Origin of the sequence: Kiloniella majae (assembly GCF_002118315.1) — a bacterium.
Classification (GTDB): domain Bacteria; phylum Pseudomonadota; class Alphaproteobacteria; order Kiloniellales; family Kiloniellaceae; genus Kiloniella; species Kiloniella majae.
This window is the reverse complement of record NZ_MTSZ01000001.1, coordinates 203,014-227,805: the sequence shown is the minus strand read 5'-3', so window position 1 is coordinate 227,805 and position 24,792 is coordinate 203,014. Positions and strand designations below refer to the sequence as shown.

The 24,792-nt window shown below is 46.4% G+C and carries 21 protein-coding genes; 6 read left to right on the top strand and 15 right to left on the bottom strand.

Annotated elements, in window-relative coordinates:
• Positions 1–50: 50 nt before the first annotated feature.
• The 3 genes from BKB51_RS01025 to BKB51_RS01015 all read right to left on the bottom strand — a co-directional run bounded on the left by BKB51_RS01025 (position 51) and on the right by BKB51_RS01015 (position 4,130).
• Entirely contained in the window at positions 51–1,442 is a 1,392-nt protein-coding gene (locus BKB51_RS01025; protein ID WP_276327904.1) for an RNA polymerase sigma factor, read from the bottom strand.
• A 113-nt stretch (positions 1,443–1,555) separates the two neighbouring features.
• Positions 1,556–3,412, bottom strand: a complete 1,857-nt coding sequence (locus tag BKB51_RS21225; protein WP_085899238.1) for a type I secretion C-terminal target domain-containing protein — start codon at positions 3,410–3,412, stop codon at positions 1,556–1,558.
• Between the two features lie 292 nt (positions 3,413–3,704).
• Entirely contained in the window at positions 3,705–4,130 is a 426-nt protein-coding gene (locus BKB51_RS01015) for a hypothetical protein (protein WP_085899237.1), read from the bottom strand.
• Between the two features lie 108 nt (positions 4,131–4,238).
• On the opposite strand from BKB51_RS01015, the gene BKB51_RS01010 reads away from it, so the two are divergent.
• The gene (locus BKB51_RS01010; protein WP_085899236.1) at positions 4,239–4,661 is read left to right on the top strand and encodes a nuclear transport factor 2 family protein; all 423 of its coding nucleotides are present in this window, start codon (positions 4,239–4,241) and stop codon (positions 4,659–4,661) included.
• 94 nt (positions 4,662–4,755) lie between these two features.
• Here BKB51_RS01010 and ilvA read toward each other — a convergent pair whose 3' ends face one another.
• Complete coding sequence (ilvA, locus tag BKB51_RS01005) at positions 4,756–6,033, bottom strand: threonine ammonia-lyase IlvA (RefSeq protein WP_085899235.1); 1,278 nt, start codon at positions 6,031–6,033, stop codon at positions 4,756–4,758.
• A 303-nt stretch (positions 6,034–6,336) separates the two neighbouring features.
• Between ilvA and BKB51_RS20835 the strand changes: the two genes are divergently transcribed.
• Entirely contained in the window at positions 6,337–6,990 is a 654-nt protein-coding gene (locus BKB51_RS20835) for a hypothetical protein (protein ID WP_198946589.1), read from the top strand.
• Positions 6,991–7,172: 182 nt separating this feature from the next.
• Here the strand turns inward: BKB51_RS20835 and BKB51_RS00995 are convergent, their stop codons facing one another.
• From BKB51_RS00995 to BKB51_RS00975, 5 genes are all read right to left on the bottom strand, one after another.
• Entirely contained in the window at positions 7,173–8,465 is a 1,293-nt protein-coding gene (locus BKB51_RS00995) for an amidohydrolase family protein (protein WP_085899234.1), read from the bottom strand.
• A gap of 72 nt (positions 8,466–8,537) precedes the next feature.
• Complete coding sequence (locus tag BKB51_RS00990) at positions 8,538–9,485, bottom strand: ABC transporter permease subunit (RefSeq protein ID WP_198946588.1); 948 nt, start codon at positions 9,483–9,485, stop codon at positions 8,538–8,540.
• Between the two features lie 4 nt (positions 9,486–9,489).
• Positions 9,490–10,539: an ABC transporter permease gene (locus BKB51_RS00985; protein WP_085899232.1), complete on the bottom strand. Its 1,050-nt coding sequence runs from the start codon at positions 10,537–10,539 to the stop codon at positions 9,490–9,492.
• Positions 10,529–12,124: an ABC transporter ATP-binding protein gene (locus BKB51_RS00980; protein ID WP_085899231.1), complete on the bottom strand. Its 1,596-nt coding sequence runs from the start codon at positions 12,122–12,124 to the stop codon at positions 10,529–10,531. The genes BKB51_RS00985 and BKB51_RS00980 overlap by 11 nt, the downstream gene beginning before the upstream one ends.
• Positions 12,125–12,357: 233 nt before the next feature.
• Complete coding sequence (locus BKB51_RS00975) at positions 12,358–13,362, bottom strand: BMP family protein (RefSeq protein WP_085899230.1); 1,005 nt, start codon at positions 13,360–13,362, stop codon at positions 12,358–12,360.
• A 703-nt stretch (positions 13,363–14,065) separates the two neighbouring features.
• On the opposite strand from BKB51_RS00975, the gene BKB51_RS00970 reads away from it, so the two are divergent.
• Positions 14,066–16,204 carry a YgiQ family radical SAM protein gene (locus tag BKB51_RS00970; protein WP_218043962.1) on the top strand — a complete coding sequence of 713 codons (2,139 nt, stop codon included), beginning with the start codon at positions 14,066–14,068 and terminating at the stop codon, positions 16,202–16,204.
• Positions 16,205–16,278: 74 nt separating this feature from the next.
• Here the strand turns inward: BKB51_RS00970 and BKB51_RS00965 are convergent, their stop codons facing one another.
• The 3 genes from BKB51_RS00965 to BKB51_RS00955 form a co-directional block, all read right to left on the bottom strand.
• Entirely contained in the window at positions 16,279–16,968 is a 690-nt protein-coding gene (locus BKB51_RS00965) for a methyltransferase (protein WP_085899229.1), read from the bottom strand.
• A gap of 161 nt (positions 16,969–17,129) precedes the next feature.
• Positions 17,130–18,260 (bottom strand): vWA domain-containing protein, encoded by a 1,131-nt coding sequence (locus tag BKB51_RS00960; RefSeq protein ID WP_088245191.1) that lies wholly within the window; start codon positions 18,258–18,260, stop codon positions 17,130–17,132.
• A gap of 161 nt (positions 18,261–18,421) precedes the next feature.
• Positions 18,422–19,168, bottom strand: a complete 747-nt coding sequence (locus BKB51_RS00955; RefSeq protein WP_085899228.1) for a CARDB domain-containing protein — start codon at positions 19,166–19,168, stop codon at positions 18,422–18,424.
• Between the two features lie 222 nt (positions 19,169–19,390).
• Here BKB51_RS00955 and BKB51_RS00950 point away from each other — a divergent pair, with 222 nt between their 5' ends.
• From BKB51_RS00950 to BKB51_RS00940, 3 genes are all read left to right on the top strand, one after another.
• Entirely contained in the window at positions 19,391–19,801 is a 411-nt protein-coding gene (locus tag BKB51_RS00950) for a DUF3010 family protein (protein ID WP_085899227.1), read from the top strand.
• 199 nt (positions 19,802–20,000) lie between these two features.
• Complete coding sequence (locus BKB51_RS00945) at positions 20,001–20,384, top strand: hypothetical protein (RefSeq protein ID WP_085899226.1); 384 nt, start codon at positions 20,001–20,003, stop codon at positions 20,382–20,384.
• Positions 20,377–20,871, top strand: coding sequence for a hypothetical protein (locus BKB51_RS00940; protein ID WP_085899225.1), 495 nt, complete (start codon positions 20,377–20,379; stop codon positions 20,869–20,871). The genes BKB51_RS00945 and BKB51_RS00940 overlap by 8 nt, the downstream gene beginning before the upstream one ends.
• Before the next feature lie 12 nt (positions 20,872–20,883).
• Here the strand turns inward: BKB51_RS00940 and guaD are convergent, their stop codons facing one another.
• The 3 genes from guaD to BKB51_RS00925 form a co-directional block, all read right to left on the bottom strand.
• On the bottom strand, positions 20,884–22,209 hold the full coding sequence (gene guaD, locus BKB51_RS00935; protein ID WP_218043932.1) for a guanine deaminase: 1,326 nt from the start codon (positions 22,207–22,209) through the stop codon (positions 20,884–20,886).
• A 409-nt stretch (positions 22,210–22,618) separates the two neighbouring features.
• Positions 22,619–23,686 (bottom strand): BMP family ABC transporter substrate-binding protein, encoded by a 1,068-nt coding sequence (locus BKB51_RS00930; protein ID WP_085899223.1) that lies wholly within the window; start codon positions 23,684–23,686, stop codon positions 22,619–22,621.
• Positions 23,687–23,868: 182 nt separating this feature from the next.
• Positions 23,869–24,789 carry an ABC transporter permease gene (locus BKB51_RS00925; RefSeq protein WP_085899222.1) on the bottom strand — a complete coding sequence of 307 codons (921 nt, stop codon included), beginning with the start codon at positions 24,787–24,789 and terminating at the stop codon, positions 23,869–23,871.
• Positions 24,790–24,792 lie beyond the last annotated feature (3 nt).

Here is a 24,792-nt window from a genome sequence, read left to right as displayed (position 1 = left end):
TTGAAGGAGTTTTCTTAAACGGTACTTGTGAGGTTATTTATGAAAAGGGGCTATATGATGGGAAGTGTCGGGTCTCCGCCTAATAAAGTAGGATCGTTCCCTAAGACTGTTTCCAGTATACTGCCGCCGCCAGACGTGGTGACAACAACAAAGCCGTCGCTAGCGGTATTTGTGGTTGTTTGGGGATCCGTAAACACAGGTGAAAAACCTGACCCCAGTAAATCGCTGAAGGGAATAATCGATGTCGTGGCTTGATTTGGTGTGTCGATCCCGGCAGACGACAACGTTTCTGTCCCGTCGATTGGTGCAGCGGTGCTTAAAATCTCTGTGGGGTCCAATACACCTTGTGTACTCAATAATTCCAGAATTGTACCAATGCTTTGGTGGTATGATTGTCCGCTTAGGCTGGTGGTGTCTTCTGGGGACAACGCAGTTTCTTTTGATGCGCCTGTGATGATAAGGGACGCCAAAGGATCATCAAGCTCTTCGTCTAATAGGTTGAGGTGCTGGGTATCTTCCAAAAGGGAATGGTCTTTATTTTGTGCTATGCGTGTCTCTTGAATTTCTGAAAACTGAACGGTTCTATCTTCTGCTTGTGGATCAATTGATGCTGTTCCGGTTAAAGCCAAATCTTCCTCGGTCTGGAGTGCAGGAAGCGTTTCAAACAAGCCTTCTACCCCCAAAATGATAAAAGAGGCATGGAGTTGATAGTCATAGGGATCGCGCTGTGTATTTTTTTGACGCTTTTTATAATACAGCGCCAAAAGATCAGATTTGCTTTTCCATGCCAGTCGTTTGGAACGGGACGTCATAACAGAAGGGGGCGAACCTGCGTTCTTTGAGGTGTCATCCTGATCTGATGCAGGGTTTGGATCCATAAAAAGAGTATCCAAAGATTTGTCCACATCCGCCGGGTCGTAAAACACAGGAGGGATGAACATAAAGATAAACTCTTCACCGAGCTGTAGTTTCTCTTTCAGGCGTTTTCTAGCACGTGACAATCGGCTCATTACTGTGCCAATTGGAACAGAAAGACTTTTGGCTGCTTCTTCATAGCTGTGGCCAAAGGAAACGATTTGTTCCAGAACTTCCTGATCCTTTTGCGGCAGGTTCTTAAGAACATCCTGCACACGGTTCAAGAGGGAACGGTGCTCTATTTCCTTGGCAAAACAGATGTTGTTCTGGATGCTGTCATTTTCAATTTCGGTTTGAGACTGCAACTCCTTTTGCCGACGCTTTATCTGGTTGATCCAGAGGTTCTTCATCATAGGGAATAACCACTGTTCCATTTCATAAGCATCGTTATAGAGATGCTTTTTGGCATGGGCACGGCCATATGTTTCCTGAAACAGATCGGAAGCCAGGTCGTCGTCTTTTGTTAAATATTTGGCATAGCGTTTAAGCTTTGGCATAGAGGATTCTAATTTTTGCTCAAAATTCAATTGCTTGGGCCTTATCAAATTTGTTTGTGTCTAATTGCTTTTGCGTAAGCATTGATGCCGCGCGTATGAAATAACATCTTTTGGTGGTAAAATAACCGTTGCACCATAGCTGTCTAAGCCAGAGTATCAAGCGTATTATGGTTTAACATGTTGGTCAGGATGTCAGTATCAGAGGTTCCAGTCGGCCAACCAAGGCTAGAGAGTGTTTGGTTTTCGAGAACAATGACGTGATCTGTAGCCCCATCCTGATTGGTATCAATGTTAATATTAACACCGTTTGTGCCCTGACTGAAATCCAAATATTGATCGAGATTGGATACCGTCTGCGCCGTATTGAGTAAATCGCCGAGATCAATCACATCATCAAACCGGAAATCTTTGATGGTATCTGTTTCAACCGGGCCATTGGTGGCAATGTCTGCCTGACGAAACACAAATCGATCACTTCCACCAACGCCGTACATGGTATCATTCCCGCGACCACCAATGATTATATCATCCCCCCCGACATTATGACCAGTACTCATTGGATAGGTTTGGCTATCCCCGTAAATGATGTCATCGCCATCACCCCCATCGATAATATCATCGCCTCCCAATGCGAAGTTAAACCCGAAACCTTGGATATAGCCGTTTTGATGTATAGAATCTCCCCAAATACGGTCGTTTCCATTTCCACCATAAATGATGTCATCTCCACCGGAATAGGTGTTCGTGTCAAAGACGTTTATGCTCCCTGCGTCCCCAACGATACCATCATCCCCATCCCCGCCGTAAATGATGTCATTTCCGCCGTTTGAATCATTTAGAAGTCTGCCATCCCCATAGATATTATCATTCCCATCATTACCGTAAATGATATCATCGCCACCGACTGAATCGTTGATGACATCAGAATCTCCATGAATACTGTCGTTCCCGGTTCCCCCGGAAAGCGTGTCATTCCCCCCCACAGAGTTGGTCAGATAGTAGCTATCACCATTCATGTAATCGTTTCCGCCGCCACCGTTGACAACATCATCACCAGCAACAGCGTTCGTTATGAAAGTACCATCCCCAAAGATCGTATCGTCTGTGGAAAGTCCTGTGATGTGGTCATCCCCAAATGATGTTGACGTTTGGTGGGTGATCGTGACCGACGATGCCAGTCCGGCGCTGGTTGCTTGAATGTTATAGGAACCAGCCGTCCAGGCATTATCGGCTGAAAAGATAATGGATGAAAAAGGCGCAGTTACTTCCCATGCAGTGCCGTTGCTTCCGGGAACCATTGTACCCTGATTAAGGACCGTCCCGGCTGGGAAACCCTGTAATAGAATGGTTTCTGTCGGGGACAGATTGTGGGCAAAGCTAATTTGATAAACATTATTTGCGCCATCACCAACAATAATACCGCTATCGACCAGAACATCGTTTCCATCTCCGCCCCTCAAGGTAATTGGCCGATTGTTAAAGGTCCCTTGATCGCGGATTGAAGTGGGCAGTAAGTTCAGTGACAGGTTTAAAAAAGGAGCGAGCGGGGTATCTAAATTGCCTGTATTCCCCCGATCCGTTGTATCAGGCTGATTACCAATAAGACCAAATTCCAACTCTGTCGGATCAATAACACCCTGTCGGTTTAACAGGTCGATTGCGGTTCCCAAGTCATCGCTGTATTGGCTTCCTCCGCCCCCAACGAGTGCTACGGCATCCCCCGCTGCCGTCTCGATGGGGGCCTGATCCAATATCTTGGCAAGCTCTTCTTTTTCTTCTTCGGAAAGGGTTGCAATGATCTCGGCAAAGTAATCGGGATTACCCAAAGCACTGGCGAATTCAATTAAAGGGTCATTCGAACTGGCAGAAGCCTGCGAAGATATTATGCTATTGGTATCTGTATCAGGGGGAATCAGATGGTTTAAGCTCGTATCAAGATCTTGTGAAACAGGGGTTGTTTCTTCGATGAGTGCAGAATTTTTTTCAATGCGCGTCGTCATAGCTTTGTCCCGTATATTCTTTTGTCTGACAAGCAAACAAATTCGAAAGTTACTAGGACTACAGCCCGGATTTCTTTTTATTCCATTTTTTTTAAATTATTTTTGAATTAATAAAATTACCTCTGTTCTCGTTAGAGAAATAGTGCCTACTTTTGGGTGACTCTGTGATGCCAATTTTAGTCCACTGCCCATGAAAAGAAATTCCACCAACCTATCCCTAAATGACAGCAGTGGTGCAAAGTAAACACTGAGAAAGGTTTATTTTTTATTGTTAGGAGTTTGGTTTGTTGTCTTAGTCTGGAATTTGAAAGATACCATAGAGATGGACGATCCCATAGAAGAGGCAAATTATTGAACTCCAACAAAGAAATGGGGTCATCTTACTGCGATCAAAAAATACAAGCCAGAAGATCAAGCTGCCGCGTAATAAATATGCCACAGTGATTAAGCTGAGAATTAATTTCAAAAATGGCAAGGGCGGAAATAGTTCAGCACCCGAAAGTGCATATGCAGCCCATATAGTAAGGACCAGGGCGATCATGAGTGTGAAGAATGCTGGGTAGATGCGCCCAGATTTAGCAGCCATGGCCATCTGTTCGCCTGCCCCAAAAAACCGATACCAAGACGCGCCACCAAATATGATAGCAATGTGAAGGATGGCTGCAATAGCGCTTAAAAAAGCTGCCAAAATCATCGCGATGTTAGTCATTTCTGACATTGAAATAATCCAATTTAATTTATTTAAGAAAATTACTGTACAATATTTAGTTTTTATATAAATTTAATGGAGTGTAATTTTTATTAAAATGTAAACGAGATACTAGATTTGTTGATTTTAAATGAAGAAGATTCAGCGAATATCCGTACCATCAAAAGCCTATACTTGGCACTGAAGAGAAAAGACCGTGAAGGCCTTTTGTCTTTGTTAACGAAAGAGCCAGTCTGGAATGTATCACCTGGTTTTCCGGGAAGCGGTATTTATCGGGGTATTGTCGAAGTGTTCGGTGAGTTTTACCCGAAGTTATTGGCGAATTTTGAGTCTTTTGGTGCACATCCTGACCGCTTTATTGATAGCGAGAACACAGTGGTGGTTTTGGGGCATTATCATATAGTAGGAAAGCATGTGCCGAACAAAATAGAAGTCCGGTTTTCGCATTGCTGGGACATTGATAAAGATGGTTGTGTAAAAGGAGTGTGGCAGGTCGCTGATTCTGGCTTGATACAACGGGATGTCACTACAGCATTGTAAAGGTGGGCTGAATGAAGTTCATTTAACGGAATAACTTGTTCATGACCTATGGAATTGATCGAGAATTATTTTTAAAATTCTTTAATTTTAATTGCTAAATCAAAAAGTTCGCCAGAATTTCATTGTTGGTGATGTCCTGAAACTGGATGCCGTTTTCGTGGAATTTTTCCATCAGTGTTTCGAAGTTCTTCGGGTTTTTGGTTTCGATCCCGATCAGGATCGAACCGAAGTTGCGGGCAGATTTTTTCAGGTACTCGAAACGGGCGATATCGTCATCTTCGCCGAGAAGGAATAGGAAGTCTTTCAATGCACCGGGACGCTGGGGCATGCGCAGAACATAGTATTTTTTGAGGCCAGCGTATTTCAGGGCGCGCTCTTTTACTTCGGGCAGGCGTTCAAAGTCGAAGTTCCCGCCAGAGGTAACGCAGACAACGTTCTTGCCTCTGATACTTTCGGGATCGAGGGATTGCAGAATATCAATAGTTAGGGCACCGGCGGGTTCCAGAACAACACCTTCGATATTGAGCATGGTAATCATAGTGGCGCACAGGCGATCTTCGGGGGCAAGGAGAACGCGATCCGCAGAAAAATCCTTGAGTGCTTCAAAGTTATGTTCCCCGATTAGGGCAACGGCAGCACCATCAACAAAGTTATCAATGCTGTCCAGTTTGATGCGTTCGCCTGCGGCAAGGCTTTCTTTTAGGCTTGGTGCGCCTTCGGGTTCAACAAACCAGAAATCAGTGTCGGGGGATGTTTCTTTAAGGTATTGGGTCACGCCCGCCGCCAATCCGCCGCCGCCTGTGGGCATGATCAAGGTATCAAGAGCTTCGCCTCCCAGTTGATGCATGATTTCCAGCCCAATCGTTGCCTGTCCTTCTATGATATCGGGATGATCAAAGGGTGGTACCATAAAGGCATTTTCTTCATCGGCGAACCTGTGGGCTGCTTCGTAGGCCTCGTCAAAGATATCCCCGACCAGTTTTACGTCAATATACTGACCGCCAAAGGCACGGGTCTTGTGTATTTTTTGCTGCGGCGTTGTCGTTGGCATAAAGACCGTGCCGCGCTTTTTGAAATGATTACAGGTATAGGCAAAGCCCTGTGCATGGTTCCCCGCAGAAGCGCATACAAATTGTTGCTCGGCAAACTGCTGGTCATCTGTAGCACCATGACCATTCTCAAGTGCCTTGCTGAAAAAGTTAAAGGCCCCGCGGATTTTATAACTGCGGACCGGGGTCAGGTCTTCACGTTTGAGATAAACATTACAGTCGTATTTATCCGACAGAAAACGGTTGTGCTGTAGCGGCGTTTCCGAAAAAACAGTCGAAATATTTTGCCGCGCTTTCTGAACGGAACCCTTGAATGCAGTCATTATCTCTTAACCCTTGAAGAACAACAGCTATTTGTATAGTCGCTCTGCCGGTTTTTGTATAGGGCATATGCGAATAGCTCTCATGCATTCGCGGCAGTTCTGTAAACGCGTTGCATCTTTGACAATTATTACCTTCAATTGTCAAAGCGTTTTAGCGTCAAGAAAAAGGTATTAGTTATAGAGTTTAATATTACACTAAAGATTGTATTTTTGGGTGTTTTATATAATGTCTTTTCTAATACAAGTACTTCCACAATCGCCCAAAAGCGGACTGTCTATATTGAATCTAACAAGGTGAATTCAATGACAAAGATTATCGGAAATAATGAAGTCCTTGGTGGCCGTAATGATACCAATAAAATCGAGAATAAAAACAACATAAAGCGTCTGATTATATTGTGTTTAAGCTCGTACGTTATTTTTCTTTCGAGTCCTGCAAATGCCTGCATTATTAGCGCAAGAATGGTTTTGGAAGATGTCAAATATGCCGAAGCTGTAGTTGTAGGCAAAGTAATTAATTATGAGATTGTTAAAGATAAAAATTTTAGGAAACAAACAATTGCTGCTCTCGAAAAGCAAACGGGGCTATCAGAAAAAGAGCGAGCAGAAAAAAGGAGTATAATAGAACAACGCTCATTTTTAACTGACTATGCGCGCTTCGATATCGATGTTAGAGAGGTGCTTTTAGGAAATGTATCCAACACAACTACGGTGACTTGGAACAACTCAACTTTTGGCGAGCCTGATAACCTTTCTGATTCTTTATATTTAATAGCATTGAGGAATCCTACCGATACGCGCCCTCCATTACGAGGACCATCGGCAACTATTCCGTCAAGTATTGAACCAAATTTGATGACCGTCCTTCAAGCGCCGTGTTCAAGTGCGTTTATCTTTGAAAACTCCAGTGAAAATGCCACGAAAATTCGACAAATTATTAAATCTCTACAAGAGTAACAAATTTATCTTTTTAATCTATTAGACTATAAATCAGTATAATAGATGCACTGATGACCACTAATGAAACAAAGTAGTTAAGGCTTTGATCTGATTGATATTCGCGTGTTATCTGATTTCATTCGCCTTTGATGTTATATCAAAAACTCGATAAACGCAGCTTGAAGTGCTGCTGCTTACAGCTATCTCAGGAAATTCACCGTTTCCTTTTTCCCATCCAGATTAAGCTGTGCCTCTACGGGGGCGGTTGTGCTGATAACCTTCCCCCGACGTATCACATACAGTCGGGCAGGGCGCAGGCGGATGGCTTCGATGGGGTCTTTTGCTTGTAAGATCACCAGATCAGCGAAGTTGCCTTTGGCAATGCCATAATCCGGCAGGTGCATGACCTGGGCTGAATTTTCGGTGACAGCTTTGAACATGGCTTTGGTTTCTGCAACGCCCGTCATTTGACCGACATGAGTTGCCATATGGGCGACTTCGAGCATGTCGTGGCTGCCAAAGCTATACCAAGGGTCCATAACACAATCGTGGCCAAGGGCGACGTTAATGCCCATGGCTGTCATTTCCTTGACCCGTGTCATGCCGCGTCGTTTTGGATAGCTGTCGTGGCGACCTTGCAGCGTTATGTTGATCAGCGGGTTAGGGATCGCTGTGATCTCAGCTTCCTTGATCAGAGGCAGGAGCTTGCTGACGTAGTAATTATCCATGGAATGCATGGATGTCAGGTGAGATCCGGCCACACGTCCCTGTAAGCCCAAGCGCACGGTTTCGCTGGCAAGGGTTTCGATGTGGCGGGAATTGGGATCATCGCTTTCATCACAGTGCATATCAACCAGCAAACCGCGATCAGCCGCAATTTCACAAAGTGCTTTTACTGAACGGGCACCATCATCCATGGTGCGTTCGAAATGGGGAATGCCGCCAACAACATCAACGCCCATATCCAGGGCACGTTTCAGGTTCTCTGCCGCTTTCTCATAGCGAAAATACCCATCCTGAGGAAAGGCGACCAGCTGAATATCAATCCAGGGGGCGAGTTCTTTCTTGGCTTCCAGCAGGGCACCAACAGCAAGCAGGCGGTCGTCGCTGGTATCCACATGGCTGCGTATTGCCAAGGTGCCACGGGCGATGGACCAGCGGGCGAGGGCGTGCACACGTTCCTTGATTGCTTCGTGGGTCAGGTGCGGTTTTAGTTCTCCCCAAAGCTGAATACCTTCCAGCAGAGTACCGCTTTCGTTCAATCTGGGGTGGCCAAGACTGAGGGTGGAATCAAGGTGGAAATGCGGATCAATAAAGGGGGCAGTAACCAGATGGCCTTTGGCATCAATGATCTCTGTCTGTCCCTCGACAATGCCATCCGTAATATGCGGATTTATTTCGACAATACGGTCGTCCTTAACGGCGATATCAACGCTGTTTTTAGCATCTGTGCTATCAGCAAGTCGGGCGTTTTTGATAATGAGATCAAACATGGGGTTTTCCGTTAATTACCGTTCGTTAAATACAGTTGCCGAGATCAAGTGCCAACATTGTGTTCGTTCGTATCATGTCCGTTCGCCTCTGCGGAAGGGAACCAGAAGGGCTTTGGGGTAACTGGCTTTGCGGGCCATGATAACCATTGCAACGATACTGAGAATATAAGGCATCATCAGGAAGAATTGATAAGGGATTAAAGCGCCAGCCGTTTGCTGTGCACGTACCTGTAACGCATCAAGTCCGGCAAACAGTAGTGCGCCTATCAAGGCCTTTCCGGGTTTCCACGAAGCAAATATAACCAGCGCAATGCAGATCCAGCCACGGCCATTGATCATACCAAAGAAAAAGGCATCAAAGGCAGACATGGTAATAAAGGCGCCGCCCACTGCCATAAAGGCACTACCGACCATCACGGCCCCGGTCCGGATAGAAAGAACGTTAATGCCTTGTGCTTCGACTGCCATGGGGTTTTCCCCGGCCATACGTACGGCAAGCCCAAGTGGCGTCTTGTACAGCACATACCAGACAACAGGCACAAGGATCAGGGCGAGATAGGTCAGGGGCGTCTGGCTAAAGAGTGCTTCGCCAATAACCGGAATTTCTGACAGGAAGGGAACTTCATAGACCTGGAAAGGTTCAATTTTCGGGGGCGTGGTCGCATCCGGCAACAACATACGATAGACGTAATAGCTAAGCGAAGAGGCAAAGAGAGTAATCCCGATCCCGGTAACATGCTGGGAAAGGCCCAGATAAACGGTGAATATGCTGTGCAACAGGCCGAATATCAGCCCCATAAAGGCTGCAAACATAACGCCCGTCCATAAATCACCCCCCATATAGACCCACATCCATCCAGACATGGCGCCCATGGTCATAATGCCTTCGATCCCAAGGTTGAGAACGCCAGCTCTCTCGCAGATAAGTTCACCGAGTGTGCCAAGAATTAGTGGACTTACGATGCGAATTGTTGCCGCCCAGAAGCCAGCAGAAACGAGTATTTCAAGAATATCCATCATGGCTTTATCTGAACCTCACGCGATAGCGGGTTAGCATCACACTGACAAGTATGGAAAGGACGGAAAGACCAACCAGAACATCTGCGATATAGGTCGGAATGTTAATTGCCCGGCTCATGGAATCTGCGCCGACATAAATCATGGAAATGAAAAGTGCCGAGAGGATCACTGCTAGCGGGTTTAGCTGTGCCAGCATGGCTACGGCGATGCCCGTGTAGCCAAATCCGGGGGAAATGTCGAGCGTCAGATATCCCTTTAGCCCGGCGACTTCGCTGACCCCGGCAATCCCGGCAAGTCCACCGCTGATTAAAGCTGTGCGGATGACAGTAGCGTTTACGTTAATGCCTGCAAACTTGGCAGCAGAGGCATTAAGCCCGACAGCTCTGATTTCATAGCCCCATACGGTAAAACGCATCATGGCCCAGCAAAGGACAGATCCGATAATGGCAAAGACAAAGCCAAAGTGTAATCGACTTTTATCAACGAGACTGGGAAAAAGACCTTCGTCAATGATGGGTTCAGCTTGCGGCCAGCCCATGGACATTGGGTCTTTCAAAGGACCTTCCAGAAAATACCCGACAAAAAGCAGGATCACAAAGTTGAGCAACAGGGTTGTGACAACTTCATCCACTTTAAGGTGGGTTTTTAGCATAACGGGCACGGCAAGAGCTGCACCACCTGCCAAGGCACCAACCAGCATCAGGAAAGGGATCATCAGCAACGGGGGCAGGGTGATCAGGCCGGTGCCAAAAAATGTTGCGGCCAAGGCCCCGCAATAAAGCTGTCCTTCGGCTCCGATGTTATAAAACTTGGCGCGAAAGGCGATTGTTGCCGCCAGTCCGGTAAAAATCAGCGGAATAGAGCGCGTCAGTGTTTCTGTCAGGGCAAAGCTGGACCCCACAGCACCTTTGACCAACAGGCTATAAGCTTCTAACACAGATGCACCAACCCACAGGATCAGGACAGATCCAATTAACAGTGAGATAAAGACAGCGGCAACTGGTGCCAAGGCAATACGCCAGGCGGCAACGTGTTCCCGAGGTTCAATTTGCATGGGGCTGTTCCTCGTTGCCAGAATTCGTTGTCACCGAATGATTTGTGTTTTCAGAGTGTGTCTGTTCTGAATGGTTTGTTCCGGCCATCATCAAACCTACTTCGGCAGTTGTCAGAGTTTTGGCATCGTAACTTGGTGTCAGGTTGCCGTGGTACATAACGGCAATCCGGTCACACAGGGCAAAGAGTTCATCTAGATCTTCGGAAATGAGGAGAACGGCAGCACCACGTTTTCTGGCCGCAAGAAGTTGTCCATGTACATAGGCAATCGCGCCTTCATCCAGACCGCGCACAGGTTGATTGGCGAGAATAAAATCAGGCTGCGGCGATAGAGCCCTAGCGAGAATGAGTTTTTGCATGTTCCCGCCGGAAAGCAGCTTGGTTTCTGCTTCCGGGCCTTCGCATCTGATATCAAAGGCATCGATCAGTTTGTTGGCCCGTTCCAGACAGGCTTTTCGATCTATTAAAACGCCGGCTTTGGACACGGGTGCATGTCGTAAGTCTTCACTGATAAGGTTTTCCCACAGCATCATCTCGCCAACGACGCCAGAGCTATGACGATCCTCGGGAATACGTCCGACACCCCGGTGCACAATGTCGGCAGGTGAAGCGCTGGTTACGGCATTACCTAGCAGAGTAAAAGTGCCCGCATCAGGTTTTTCCAGACCGGAAAGCAGATCGGCAAGGGTTGATTGCCCGTTCCCGGCAACACCGGCGATACCTACAATTTCATGCTGATGAACTGTAAGATTGACCTGATTGAGTTTTGGAATACCACTGGTGTCTTTGTTTTTGTCTTCGACGCTGACGTCTTCAAGTTCGACAATTGGTTTTCCAATTGTCATTTGTTCCAGAACCGGGCGTTCAACGGTGCGGCCGACCATCATTTCGGCCAGCAGTTTTCGGTCAGCTTTTTCTGTTTCAATGCTGCCAACAATTTTTCCGCGTCGTAAAACCTCTACCCGTGTACTGATGGCAAGAATTTCGTGAAGTTTGTGAGATATAAAGATAATGGCAAAGCCTTCTTTGGTCAGGCTTTTTAAGGTTTTAAACAGGCTGTCAGCTTCCTGTGGTGTCAAAACCGCTGTGGGTTCATCCAGTATCAGAACCCGGGCATCCCGATAGAGCGCTTTCAGAATTTCGACCCGCTGGCGTTCCCCGACAGACAGATCAGCGATACGGGCATCGGGATTAACCTTAAGGCCATAATCCTTTGACATCTGTGCCAGCTTTGCCTTGGCGGGCGCGCGTTTTTGGCCCAGTGACCACAAACTTTCGGTGCCAAGCATGATGTTTTCAAGGACAGTAAGGTTTTCAGCCAATGTAAAATGCTGATGAACCATGCCAATTCCGGCGTTAATTGCGGCATCTGTTTGCCCGGCGGGCAGTTTCTGTCCATCGACTTCTATATATCCCTCATCCGCCGTATAGTGACCGTACAGGATATTCATCAGGGTCGTTTTTCCTGCGCCATTTTCCCCGAGCAGGGCAATGACCTCACCTCTATCGAGTGAAAAGGAAATATCGTCGTTGGCGACAAGAGAGCCAAAGCGCTTGGTAATGTTATGAAAGGCAAGCAAAGCCATGTTATGCCTCAAGAAATGCAAGAACAGAATTGTCTTGAAATAGCGGGACGAGAAAGAAATGGATAATTCCTGGATTGATACCCAAACAAAGCTTAAGTATCAATTATAATTACATCTTTATCTATTCGCCTAAATACGTTTTTGAAGAAAAACTGATAAATACTCCTTCAAAAAAATCCCCGATCCCCCCCCAAAATGGTTTGAGGAAAAACAAGATCGGGGATGGAAGGCGGCTAATAGGTCGATTTGGGCTCGTTGTCGTTGATCTCAACAACAAACTTACCCGAGAGGATATCTGCTTTTACTTGTTCGACCTTAGCCTTGGCATCTGCTGGTATCTTATCTTCGAACTCATAATAAGGGGCGAGGGAAGCTCCTCCCTTTTGCATCATGGTCCACTCTTTATAATCAGCAGCAGAATAGGTACCTGCTTTTACCTGGCTAATGGCATGTCCAATTGCTGATTCCATATGCCAAAGGGCAGAGGTAACAACAACATCTTTACCATTTTCTTCCTTGTTCATATCGTTCACGTTACCAAAGGCCAGAATACCTTTGTCACGTGCCGCATCAACAACACCTGCACGCTCTGCATAGAGAACATCAACCCCGGCTTCGATCTGTGCAAAGGCGGCTTCTTTTGCTTTCGGGGGATCATACCAGGATCCGATGAAGTTGACTTTGAACTGTGCATTGGGGTTCACGGATAGCGCACCCGCCATAAAGGCGTGGAACAGACGGTTGACCTCACCAATCGGATAGCCACCGACCATGCCGATCTTGCCTGATTTGCTCATGCTTCCGGCAAGAATACCCATAAGATAACAGGGTTCGTGAATGTAGTTATCAAAGACAGAGAAATTATCCCCGTGGGGTTTAAAGGGATCACCCATCAAATAGGCAACATCTTTATAATCATCTGCGACTTTGCGGGCTTCGCGGCTGATACCAAAGGCTTCACCAACGATCAGATCAACTTTGCTTTCAGAATATTCTCTCAACACACGAACGTAGTCGGTATTGGCAACTTTTTCTGAAAAGACATATTCGATCTCACCGGCTTCTTTTGCGGCAACCAGTGCCTCGTGCAGGCGTGCATCCCATTTTTGCTGAATAGGCTGTGTATAGATACCTGCGACCTTAATGGTTTTTGCAAAAGCACCTGTTGCGCCAAGCGTTGCACTTGCCAAACCTGCGGCAGCAAGCGCAAGAACGGTTCTTCTGGATAAACCTGTCATGATGAAATCCCTCCCTGGATAGATGTAAAACAGCTCTGAAAGCGCCCAAATACAAGATCGGTATTTCACCGTTAGCCGTTGTTTATTTGCTTTCAGGAACAGCTGTTCCTGTTAATCGACTTGTACAGAGCTCTTTACTTCTACAGTCAGGACAGATTGTTCCGTCTCTTTTCACTGTGCATCAAATGCTAAATTTATTTTATCACTTGGTCAAATAAAACAGCGGAAAATCTTTGTATATTTTAAACTCTGTACTTGGTCATGGTGATGTTTACTTATAGAGATGCTAATAATGTGTCAATCATATCAGTATTTTAGTCTTCAGCTCTTCGAAAAACAGATGGCAGCTCTGCGGGGCAGGATAAACAGGAATACTTGACCTAAGCGCTCAAGTAGTTAAAAGGGGGCAATAGATTTAAGCTTGGTATTGATCATCGATGAAACAGATCATGCTATAAGAGCCATGCGGCAAAGACCGCGATTGATCGTCAGTGAGAAATTAGCGAAGGCCAAAGTAATGTCGGAAGCCTGCAATATTGCCAAAAATGCAGCCAGTTGTGCGCCCCAAAGCGGTATGAAAAACGAAGCCCGAAAAAAAGCGGGTAACGTTGGTGCCGAAAAAGAAGCTGGAAGCGAAGCCAAGAACATCTTTTCCTATCGAAAATACTGGGCGCAGCGTTTTGGCATTGCTCCGTTCCTGCCTATGTCTCGTGAAGAAATGGATCTGCTTGGCTGGGACAGTTGTGATGTGATTATCGTCACGGGTGATGCCTATGTGGATCATCCCAGTTTCGGCATGGCGATTATGGGAAGACTTCTCGAAGCACAGGGTTTTCGGGTCGGCATCATTGCACAGCCTGAATGGTCAAATGCAGATGCTTTCAAGGCGCTGGGCAAACCAAATCTCTATTATGGAGTAACTGGCGGTAATATGGACTCAATGATCAACCGCTATACGGCTGATCGTCGGGTTCGTCACAATGACAGCTACACACCGAATGATGAGGGCGGCAAACGCCCGGACCGTTCTGTCATCGTCTATTCACAGCGCTGTCGCGAAGCTTACAAAGATGTGCCGATTGTTATCGGCGGTATCGAGGCCTCTCTGCGTCGAACAGCCCATTATGATTACTGGTCTGACAAGGTCCGTCGTTCCGTGCTGATTGATAGTAAAGCCGACATCCTTCTTTATGGAAATGCAGAGCGTGCCATTGTTGATTTGACCCACCGGGTTGCAGCGGGGGAAGCGCCAAAGGATATTGATGATATCCGTGGTACCGTGGTTGCCCGAAAAGAAATTCCCGAAGGCTGGACCGTTGCCGATATGACGGACATTGATGACGACAATGATCTTCATCATATACCCGATCGTGCTGAAGCCCGTAAGAAACTGCGTGATGCAGATAAGAATAAAACCGCTGTCCGCCTGCCGTCATACGAAGAAGTTATCGCAGATAAAGCCTTGTATGCTCAGGCATCTCGCGTTGTTCATCTGGAAAGTAACGCAGGTAATGCCCGTGTTATGGTGCAAAAACACGGTGATCGCGATATCTGGATTAACCAGCCGCCGATCCCGCTTACCACGCCAGAAATGGATGGCGTGTTCGATCTGACCTATGCCCGTGCGCCGCATCCAGTTTATGGTGATGCCAAGCTTGCCGCGTGGGATATGATCCGCTTTTCCGTGAATATTATGCGCGGATGTTTTGGTGGCTGTTCTTTCTGTTCCATCACCGAACACGAAGGCCGGGTTATTCAAAGCCGTTCCGAGGAATCAATCCTTAAGGAAATTGAAGATATCCGCGACAAGGTTGATGGCTTTACGGGGCAGATTACCGATATGGGCGGCCCAACCGCCAACATGTACCGCATGGCCTGTAAGGATGACAAAATTCAAAAGGTCTGTCGTCGCCTGTCCTGCGTGTATCCGGATGTTTGTAAAAACCTTGATACCAGTCACGAAAGCCTGATCCAGCTTTATCGCAAGGCACGTGATATCAAGGGCGTTAAAAAGATCTCTATCCAGTCCGGTCTTCGTTATGACATTGCGGTCAAAAGCCCGACCTATATCAAAGAACTGGTGACCCACCATGTGGGTGGTTATTTGAAGATCGCTCCGGAACACACTGAAGAACGCGCGCTTTCCAAGATGATGAAGCCGGGTATTGGTACCTATGAGCGCTTCAAGTCCATGTTCGATGCGGCGGCGAAAAAGGCTGGTAAAGAGCTATACCTCATTCCTTACTTCATTGCGGCACATCCGGGCTGTGAAGATGAAGACATGATGAACCTTGCTGTCTGGCTCAAGCAAAATGGCTTCCGGGCAGATCAGGTTCAGAACTTTATTCCATCCCCTATGGCCCTTTCCACGGCAATGTATCACAGCGAGCGCAATCCGTTACGCCCGATCCGTCGTCACAGTGGTGAAGTGGTCCATACGGCAAAGGGTATGAAACAGCGTCGCTTGCACAAAGCTTTCCTTCGCTATCACGACCCTGAAAATTGGCCAATCCTGCGCGAAGCACTCAGAAATCTGGGACGTGCTGATCTTATTGGTCCGGGTAAAAAACATCTGGTTCCTGCGCATCAACCCATTGGTACAGGTGATAACAAGCCGGGTGCCAGAGGTTACGCTAAAAAGAAAGACGGTAGTAAAGGCGGGAAAGCTTTCTTTACAACGCATGCCGGGCAGGGGCGTCGTCGAGCAAATGACAAAGGACCAGCTTCCGGGACTTCTTCTGACGGTCCAGCCCGCGGCGCAACAGCACACGGCAAAGCGAAACCCACTGGAAAACCTGCGCGTCGTAAACCATCAGGTCAAAGACGGCGGACACGGACTTAAACCAAAGTCTGTTTTGGTTTAGAATATGAAAAAGGCCCGGAATGTTATGACCAACATTTCAGGTCTTTTTTCGTTTAGGGCCTTTCTCGGTATTTGGCCTCTACCAAGTAAACAATCTCGGAATGGACACCGTTGATTTCAACAAAGTGGGCATCGCCTGTGCGTTGATTGTGTTCAACGCGATGCCAGAATTCCTGATAATGATCTCTGATTTCGGTTTGAAAAACGCCGATGATTTTATAGTTGAAGCCTTTGTCATGAGCATAGTTCGCGGCTTTGTTGATCGATGACAGGCTGGTTTGTAAAAAGAATAAACGCCCGTCTTTTTTGAGATGCTGGGCGCTGAAATCAAAAAGATCCTGAATCATATCAATGCCATAGATCCCGCCGCTGAAAAACTCTTTCCCAGATGCTTTTACAGTCGGTAGAGACGCAGGGTTAGAGATAATGAAATCGTATGTTTCATCAATAACACTGTTACCAATCGGGTGAGGTTGAAAATTAAAACAATCGTTTATCTCTATGTTTTCTTTGCTTAAATCTATTGCATCGGGATCAATGTCAAATCCGGTTACAAGCTGAGCGCCACGTTTGGCGGCATAGATACCAAGCACCCCGGTGCCACAGCCAAAATCGCAAATTATTTGTTGCGAGAAATTCAGATTTTCCAGATAGAGAAGAAGAAATTCAGAATAGCGAGTGACGCGAATTTTCTCGGTTTCGAGAATGGTTAGTTCCTGTAATCCCGCGCTGAATTTCTTCATATATAATCACCGATGCTATTGATCCGTTTTATTCTCTCTTGGCCTTTAATTTACTCATTACTTTGTGTTCTTGGTATTAACGATACCATATGGGAGTTCTTGTTTTTGTACTATAACATATGGGGATGAATTCAGCTCTATCACCCCCAATCACGTATAGTTTAATACAGTTGCTTTTTTAGGGTTTCCTGAACAGCCTGATCAAATGAGTCCGTCTTGCCCTGTTCTTTTGCTTTTTGTGCAACGTAAGCATCATACTTTGTGATCAGCTTGCTCATGGCTTTTTCAAGCTGTTCGCGTTCCTCTAGCTTGGCATTGATATAGGCCTGTTTTTCCCCATCGGATTTACCCTGTAATTCCTTTGGTAGATTATCGTCCTCAACTTTATCAAGCGAGACGGCACCATTTTTGATATCGGCAACCAGATCACCACCGCCCGTTATAACTTCCTTGACCGAAGAACGTTTGGAATAAAATTTGGAATTCTCAACCTGTACAGAACTTGGTGCCGCTTCTTTCAGCTCCATTTTATCCTGTACCGCTGACTGTTCTTCTTCTGATCCATAGGCAATAACGGTTTCATCAATACGTTTTTGCAGGATAATGATATCCCGGTCAAAAGGCGTTTCGATAATCTTGATTTGCCCACCATCCTGTGGAATGGGGATATAGCGTCCGTTACCCAGTTGGGCGATTTCTTTCCAGATTTTCTTGGTTTCCCGATCACCGCCTGCCTGTACAGCATTAACAATAATGCCTTCTTTTCTGGCTTTCTTGATAACCTCGGGGTATTTCGGGGCGTTGTCGTAATCCATATGTGGCGGGGCATCTCCGACAAGGAAGACAATACGTTGGGTGTCTTCGCCTTCTGTCCAATCAAGTTGGCGAACGGAAGCGTCCAGCGCTTCGTTCACGGCCTCGGGGGTGTCGCCGCCGCCATTGGCTTGGAAGTGAACCAGATTGCCATAAAGTCCCTGTATGTCAGGGCTCATATCATATGATTTGATGACGTAGTCATCACCGATGTCGCGATAACCTATCAGGGCCATTTCAATATTGGCATCGGGGTGAATATCAACGATCGTGTTGGCGATGGACCAGATCTTGCGTTTTGCCCCGTCAATCAGATCGGCCATCGACCCGGTGGTATCCAGAACAAAAGCAACTTCTATGCGTGGTTGCCCCTGTTGATTATCTGCAAAGGCAGTTGAGGCGATGAGGGGGGAAGAAAATCCATAAAGTGCTGTTGATGTTAAAAGCCCTGTCATTAATCCGCGTACTGATTTTTTCATCAGATCGTTCCTATCTTTTTGTGAGAATAGGCTTTCAAGATGTGGGATTATTGTGGTGTAAAAGGGAGAGGAAAAAGGCAAGAAAAGGTTACTTTAAGGTGCAAATAAGACCGTGGAATAAACCCACAGTCTTATTTACAAACTTAAATAGGTGTCCGTTTTTATGTCGCTGGTCCCAAGCAACGGGCGTATTCCACATGATTGTTTGCTTCGGAAACCTCATCGATGGTTGCGTGATAATCAGCAAAGAAACCAAAGCTTACTATGGGATGTGCGGTTGGTGACCAGGATACTGGATCAATTGGGTGTGACATCGCAAATTGTTGTCCGGGGGCCAGTGGTGGCACATTCAAGCTTTGTTGCGTTGGGTAGGTATCATTCCAAGGCTGACCAAGGGGAACATCAAACCCGACACTGACCACACTCGCAGGGGCCATTCCTGTACCGGCATTTCTGATGATCCAGCGAATGGATTGATTACCGCCATTCCAGCTGCCGCAATAACCGCTGTTCGGCATACCGTTTGTTCCTGCTGATGCAGGCAATACAACCAGATCTGGCGTGCCATTGGGCAGACCGTAAACTGGACCACTGCCTCGTTTGTTCTGGGATCTGATCGGGGCGACGTTCTTTCTTTTTTGCACAATCGTTCTGGGTGCCGTGGGCCGGGGCGGCACAACAACTTTATATTGTGTCCTTTTCACGGACAAAGATTTTGCAGTGGCTGTCCGTGGTGATGTCGTTGTAGCCGACGTGTTACGACTGCAATTGTTTTGCCCTGAAGTTTGTCCTGTAGCTTGAGTTGTACATTCTGCCATGGCAGGCGTCGTTGCAAGTATCAGGTAATTCACAGCAAACAGGCCGGAAGTGATGGCGCAAAGGGTTTTGATTTTTTGGATGTTACTCATTTTTCGTACTCCTGCTAAATAAGAATCAGGGCGGAAATCAGAGCCTTTTCCATTCCAGATATTGTTGCCGGGTTTCCGCTGGATACCTAATAGGTCGGACGTACAGAACATAAGGTTCAATTTATCTTTGTCTGATTGGTGACGGGATTATTCAAATCTTTGCAGATTGCTTTAACTGCTTTAAGACTGAAGAAGATTTAAACTCTTAACGATGGAAATCTGATGAAGATTTGCGGTATCGAACTTAAAAGTAACGAAGCTATTCTGGTCGTTATAGAAGCTACATTAGATGGCCCGGTCCATCACGAGCTACCGACGCGCAAGATTTCCCTTGGGGATAGTGACAAAGCTGTGGATGTTATTAATTTTCAGCGCAAAATCTCGAATTTCTTTAGAGAAAACGATATCTTGAAAGTCGCCATTAAAAAGCGCGCCAAAAAAGGCAAATTCGCTGGCGGCCCCGATACCTTCAAAATGGAGGCCTTAATACAAGCTATCCCCGATCTGGAAGTACAGCTAGTTACACCACAAGCCTTGGCCGCGATGGAGAAAAAGCAGGATATTATCTACCCTAACAGTCTAATGAAGTATCAAGAAGTGGCGTATTTGGCTGGTGTCTGGTTGTTAAAGTGATTGTAAGGTTTGATCGTAATTTACGTGAACTATTGAGATGAATTGTATTAATAGACTTCTGGACTAATCCTTATCTCTCATCATTTGATAAGGGAAGTTATTGGAATGGATTATACTGGAATTTTATACGGTAATGACAAGGAACAAGCAGAACAGAAAAGAGAACAGTTAGACGACAGGATGTTCAGAATGTTTGTTGATGGGTCATGCTGGTAAGAGGAATAAGCTGACTTATGAACAGGCGAAGTGGTGGTGGCGAAATGCGGGTGGAAAACCTCTTGTCGTTGACGGCAGGGAATTAACAGTGTGGAGAACCAGTAAAGATAGTCAGATAGCAGCTCCTATGCCTCTTGATGATCTTAAAGTTCATGGTCATGTGTCCACCAATCCGGCGAATGGTCGAATATATGACGCAGGATATGATTTTGAACCCAAAGTAATGGCTATGCCCCAAGACGCAGATATTGTGGATAAAGTCAGGATCACCTCCAGAAATTTTTTAAATGAACTTGCGATAGATGAGCATGGCAAGGGAACTCCTTTTAAAATCGTATATCGCTACGAGGACAAAGATTTTGAGTAAGATCAAAAGATATCTTATATATTTCGGTGTCATGCTTGGTTGGGGAATGCTTTATCTCGTTTTTCAGGCATTCAACTCTGATAAAGAATATTATTATCACAATTTTACCCGGCCGGATAATTACACTATTCGTAGAGATGGTGACGTTATTATTCAGGCGACAGTCGTCGATCATGATATTATGCCTGGATATTATGTTGGTTTACAACTCCCTGCGGAATATCTGGAATGTGATGGAGGACGTAACGGATATAAAATTCGTATCCGTAATGAGGAAAACTATTTCATTCTCTCTACAGAGTCAGGAGAAGCCCTCTTTTATAAATCCCGGGAAGAATTTGAAAGAAAACTTAAAGGATTGGGTCTCTATAACGATTTAGAACTAGATTACACAGCTTTTAAGACCAGTTGGAAATATCTGTCCAATGGCTATCACAGAGTTGATTGGGACGACTGTGAGTTGACTGACAGCCGTCCCAATGGATGAAGATGAATAATTTTATCCCTTATAAACCCGTTCTCCCGCCACATAGGTAGCTGAGATTGCGCGGTCGTCGCCGAGGATCATGAGGGAGAAGAGGACGTCTTCGAGGTTTTCTGAAACTTCCTGACGGCTTTCAAGTACGGGCGTGGCTTTGGGATCTAATACAACTATATCAGCGTACTTTCCTGCTTCCAGATTACCAATGTCTTTATCCTGTTTGAGCTGCTTGGCATTGCCAAGGGTGGCGAGATAAAAGGCATCGTGCGCGGTTATTTTCCGTCCCTTGAGCATGGCGACTTTATAGGCTTCGCCCAAGGTTTGCAGCATGGAATAGCTGGTGCCGCCGCCGACGTCTGTGGCTACGCCGACACCCACGGGGCGTTCCGGTTTGGACAGGTGGTCGATATCAAACAGGCCGGACCCAAGGAAATTGTTGGATGTCGGGCAATGCACCACAGTGGATTTGCTTTCGGCAAGGCGCTGGCATTCCCGTTCGGACAGGTGGATACCATGGGCAAAAAAAGAATTTTCGCCCAACAGGTTAAAGTGGTCGTAAACGTCGGTGTAATCCTTGGACCACGGGAATTGTTTTTGTACTGTAGCAATCTCGCCGGGACTTTCTGACAGATGAGTTTGCATGAGACAATCAGGATTATCTTTATAAAGATCGCCAGTTACTTGTAACTGTGCATCGGTCGAGGTAACGGCAAAACGTGGTGTGATGGCGTATTTCAGGCGACCTTTGTTATCCCATTTGTTGATTAGGTCCTGTGAGTCTCTTGCCGCTGTTTCTGGCGTATCTAGAACAGCATCAGGCGCAAGCCTGTCCATCATTGTCTTTCCGGTGATCATGGACATACCGCGCTTTTCAGCAGCTGCAAATAAGGTGTCGGCACAAGTCTTGTGAACAGAACAAAAGGCGAGGGCAGAAGTGGTGCCATTGGCAAACAGACGATCAAGGAAAAACTCTGCTGCTTTGGCAGCATATTCTTCCGAGCTATAGCGGCTCTCTTCGGGGAAGGTAAAACGATTGAGCCAGTCCAGAAGATCTTTACCGGGGGCCGCGAGAATACGGTATTGCGGAAAATGAATGTGTGGATCAATAAACCCGGCCATTATGATTTTATCATCGTAATCATCGCACGGCAGATCTTTAAATTCATCCGGCAATTGAACAAAGGCACCTTGCCAGAGAATACGCCCGTCTTCGCTGATAACAACAGCGCCCTTGGCTTCGTACTGGACCGAGTTATCATCACCCTTGATACGGGGATTATCGGTAAAATTAACGGTCGCACCGCGGAGTAACGTGGCAGCTGTTTGATCTCTGTTTGTCATCATATGACCTTGGCGTTATCAGCCGGAAATTCGGCAGTTGATCTTCATTGCATACTCGACTGCTTGGTGTAAGAAAGCTTGGGCATCTGGTCATGTTTTGTGCACGACAAGATAGATGCCAAGCCTTTTCCAACAGGCAAGTTTCTATATCCAAGATTATTGATCTTTGCAGGTTTACCCACCAGACAATAGGTCTTGGGATTATCATTTTTTTTTTGTAATCTTGTTTTGATAGCTGAATGAAAAGGTAAGCCCTTTAGGCCCCGATCATTCTGGCTATCCAGCTTTTCTTTTAAAGCTTATCTTTTCATCTGGGCACCAACCCCTGATTTTTCAGGGGTTGGTGGTGTCCCAGTGTTTTCTTCAAGATGCCGAATTCAACATGTTAAGTTATTGGGCACCTTTGTAACTTTTATTGTGGCAACTGATCGTCAACACCCTGAACGTACCAGTTCATGCCAAGAAGCTCACCAACGGCAACTGTTTCACCTTCTTTGGCGGCAACTGAACCGTCCTGTTTGGTAATCGGTCCCTGGAATGGGTGCAGTTCACCGGATGTGATCTTGGCTTCAGTTTCTTGAGCCATCTTTTTCACGTCGTCGGGAAGATTTGTGTAATCTGCCATCACAACCATTTTCTCGTTCAGGCCACCCCATGTGTCTTCGGATTTCCAAGTGCCATCTAGCGCAGCCTGTGTACGGCTGACATAGTAAGACGCCCAGTCATCAATGATGGAAGTAAGCTGTGCTTTTGGGGCAAAGGCAATCATATCAGATGCTTGACCGAAACCGTGTACGCCCTGTTCTTGTGCGATTTGAAGTGGTGCAGTTGAATCTGTGTGCTGTGTGATGATGTCAGCACCTTGACCGATCAGAACTTTAGCAGCATCGGCTTCTTTACCTGGATCAAACCATGAGTTTACCCAAACGACTTTCAGTTTGAAATCTGGGTTAACAGACTGTGCGCCCAGCATAAAGGCATTGATACCACGAACAACTTCCGGAATTGGGAAAGACGCGATGTAGCCCGCTACGCCGGATTTAGATTGTTTTGCGGCAATCTGTCCGATGATGTAACGGCCTTCGTAGAAACGTGAAGAATAGGTCGAAACGTTATCGGAACGTTTGTAACCCGTTGCATGTTCAAATTTTACATCTGGAAAGCGTTTGGCAACTTTCAGAGTTGGTTCCATAAAACCAAAGGAAGTTGTGAAAATCAGTTTGGAACCTTTACGGGCCAGACGTTCAATTGCACGTTCTGCGTCGGGGCCTTCGGCTACTTTTTCGACAAAGGTTGTTTCAACCTTGTCGCCAAATTTTTCTTCGATGGCTTTACGGCCCTGGTCGTGCTGATAGCTCCAACCGTGGTCACCAACGGGGCCAACGTAAATAAAACCGACTTTCAGCTTATCTGCAGCAGATGCCGGAACTATCGCTAAGGATAGTGCGATCGCGGCGGCAAATCCCAAGATTTTCTTCATTTGGGTTATCCTTCCCTGATTAGTGAGCTCTCTTAAGATCAAGAGAACTCCTCGTGGCCGTTTCATTATTTTGACACCAGCGCTGGCCGATCTATGCGATGACGTCCGTATTAATTCTGTTTCCCCGGTTGTTCTCTATGACGTAAAGCCACGGGTGTTTCGATCAACCAGAGAATTCTATATTACCGATCTGGAACAAAGGTTTGACCGATACATGCTGGTGTATTTACACGAGTTAGCGTTTTGTTGCCAGAAATAATGACCAGCGCGATGATGGTTACAACGTAAGGTAATGATGACAGGAACTGTGATGGTATACCGAAGCCAAGCGCCTGTACATAGAGACCCATGATCCACACAGCACCAAAGAGATAAGCGCCGATTGCAAGACGTTTGGGTAACCAAGTCGAAAAGACCACCAAAGCCAACGCGACCCAGCCGCGCCCGGCTGTCATGTTCTCAATCCATTGTGGCGTATAGGCCAGAGAGAGATAAGCTCCTGCAAGACCGGAACAAGCCCCACCGAACATAATACAGGCATACCGGACGGCGATTACATTGTACCCTAATGCATGGGCTGAATTGTGATTATCCCCGACAGATCGAATGATCAGGCCTATTCTGGTTTTAAACAGAACATAGGTCGTTCCAAAAATCAGAGCGACAGAGGTATAGACCAAAATATCCTGTCCAAAGAGAATTGGTCCGATAAAGGGAATTGTGCTGAAGAACGGGATGGAAAGCTGTTGTAATTTTACACCGGGAAGTCCAACAAAAGATTCCCCGATAAGCCCTGATAGACCAAGCCCTAGAAGCGTAAGAGCCAGTCCGGTCGCGACCTGATTAGTCGCGAGTGTTTGTGTCAGAATAGCAAAGAAAAAGGCGAGGGCAACGCCCCCTAGCACACCGGCGAGAATACCTATGTAGGGATTACCAGTGGTGTAGGCTGCGGCAAATCCACAGACAGCCCCCATAACCATCATGCCTTCGACACCCAGGTTGAGAACACCTGATCTTTCCGTGACCAATTCACCAATTGCAGCAAGTAACAAAGGGGTTGAGGCGGTGATAATTGTCAAGATGACAGCTTGTGTTGCATCCATTTG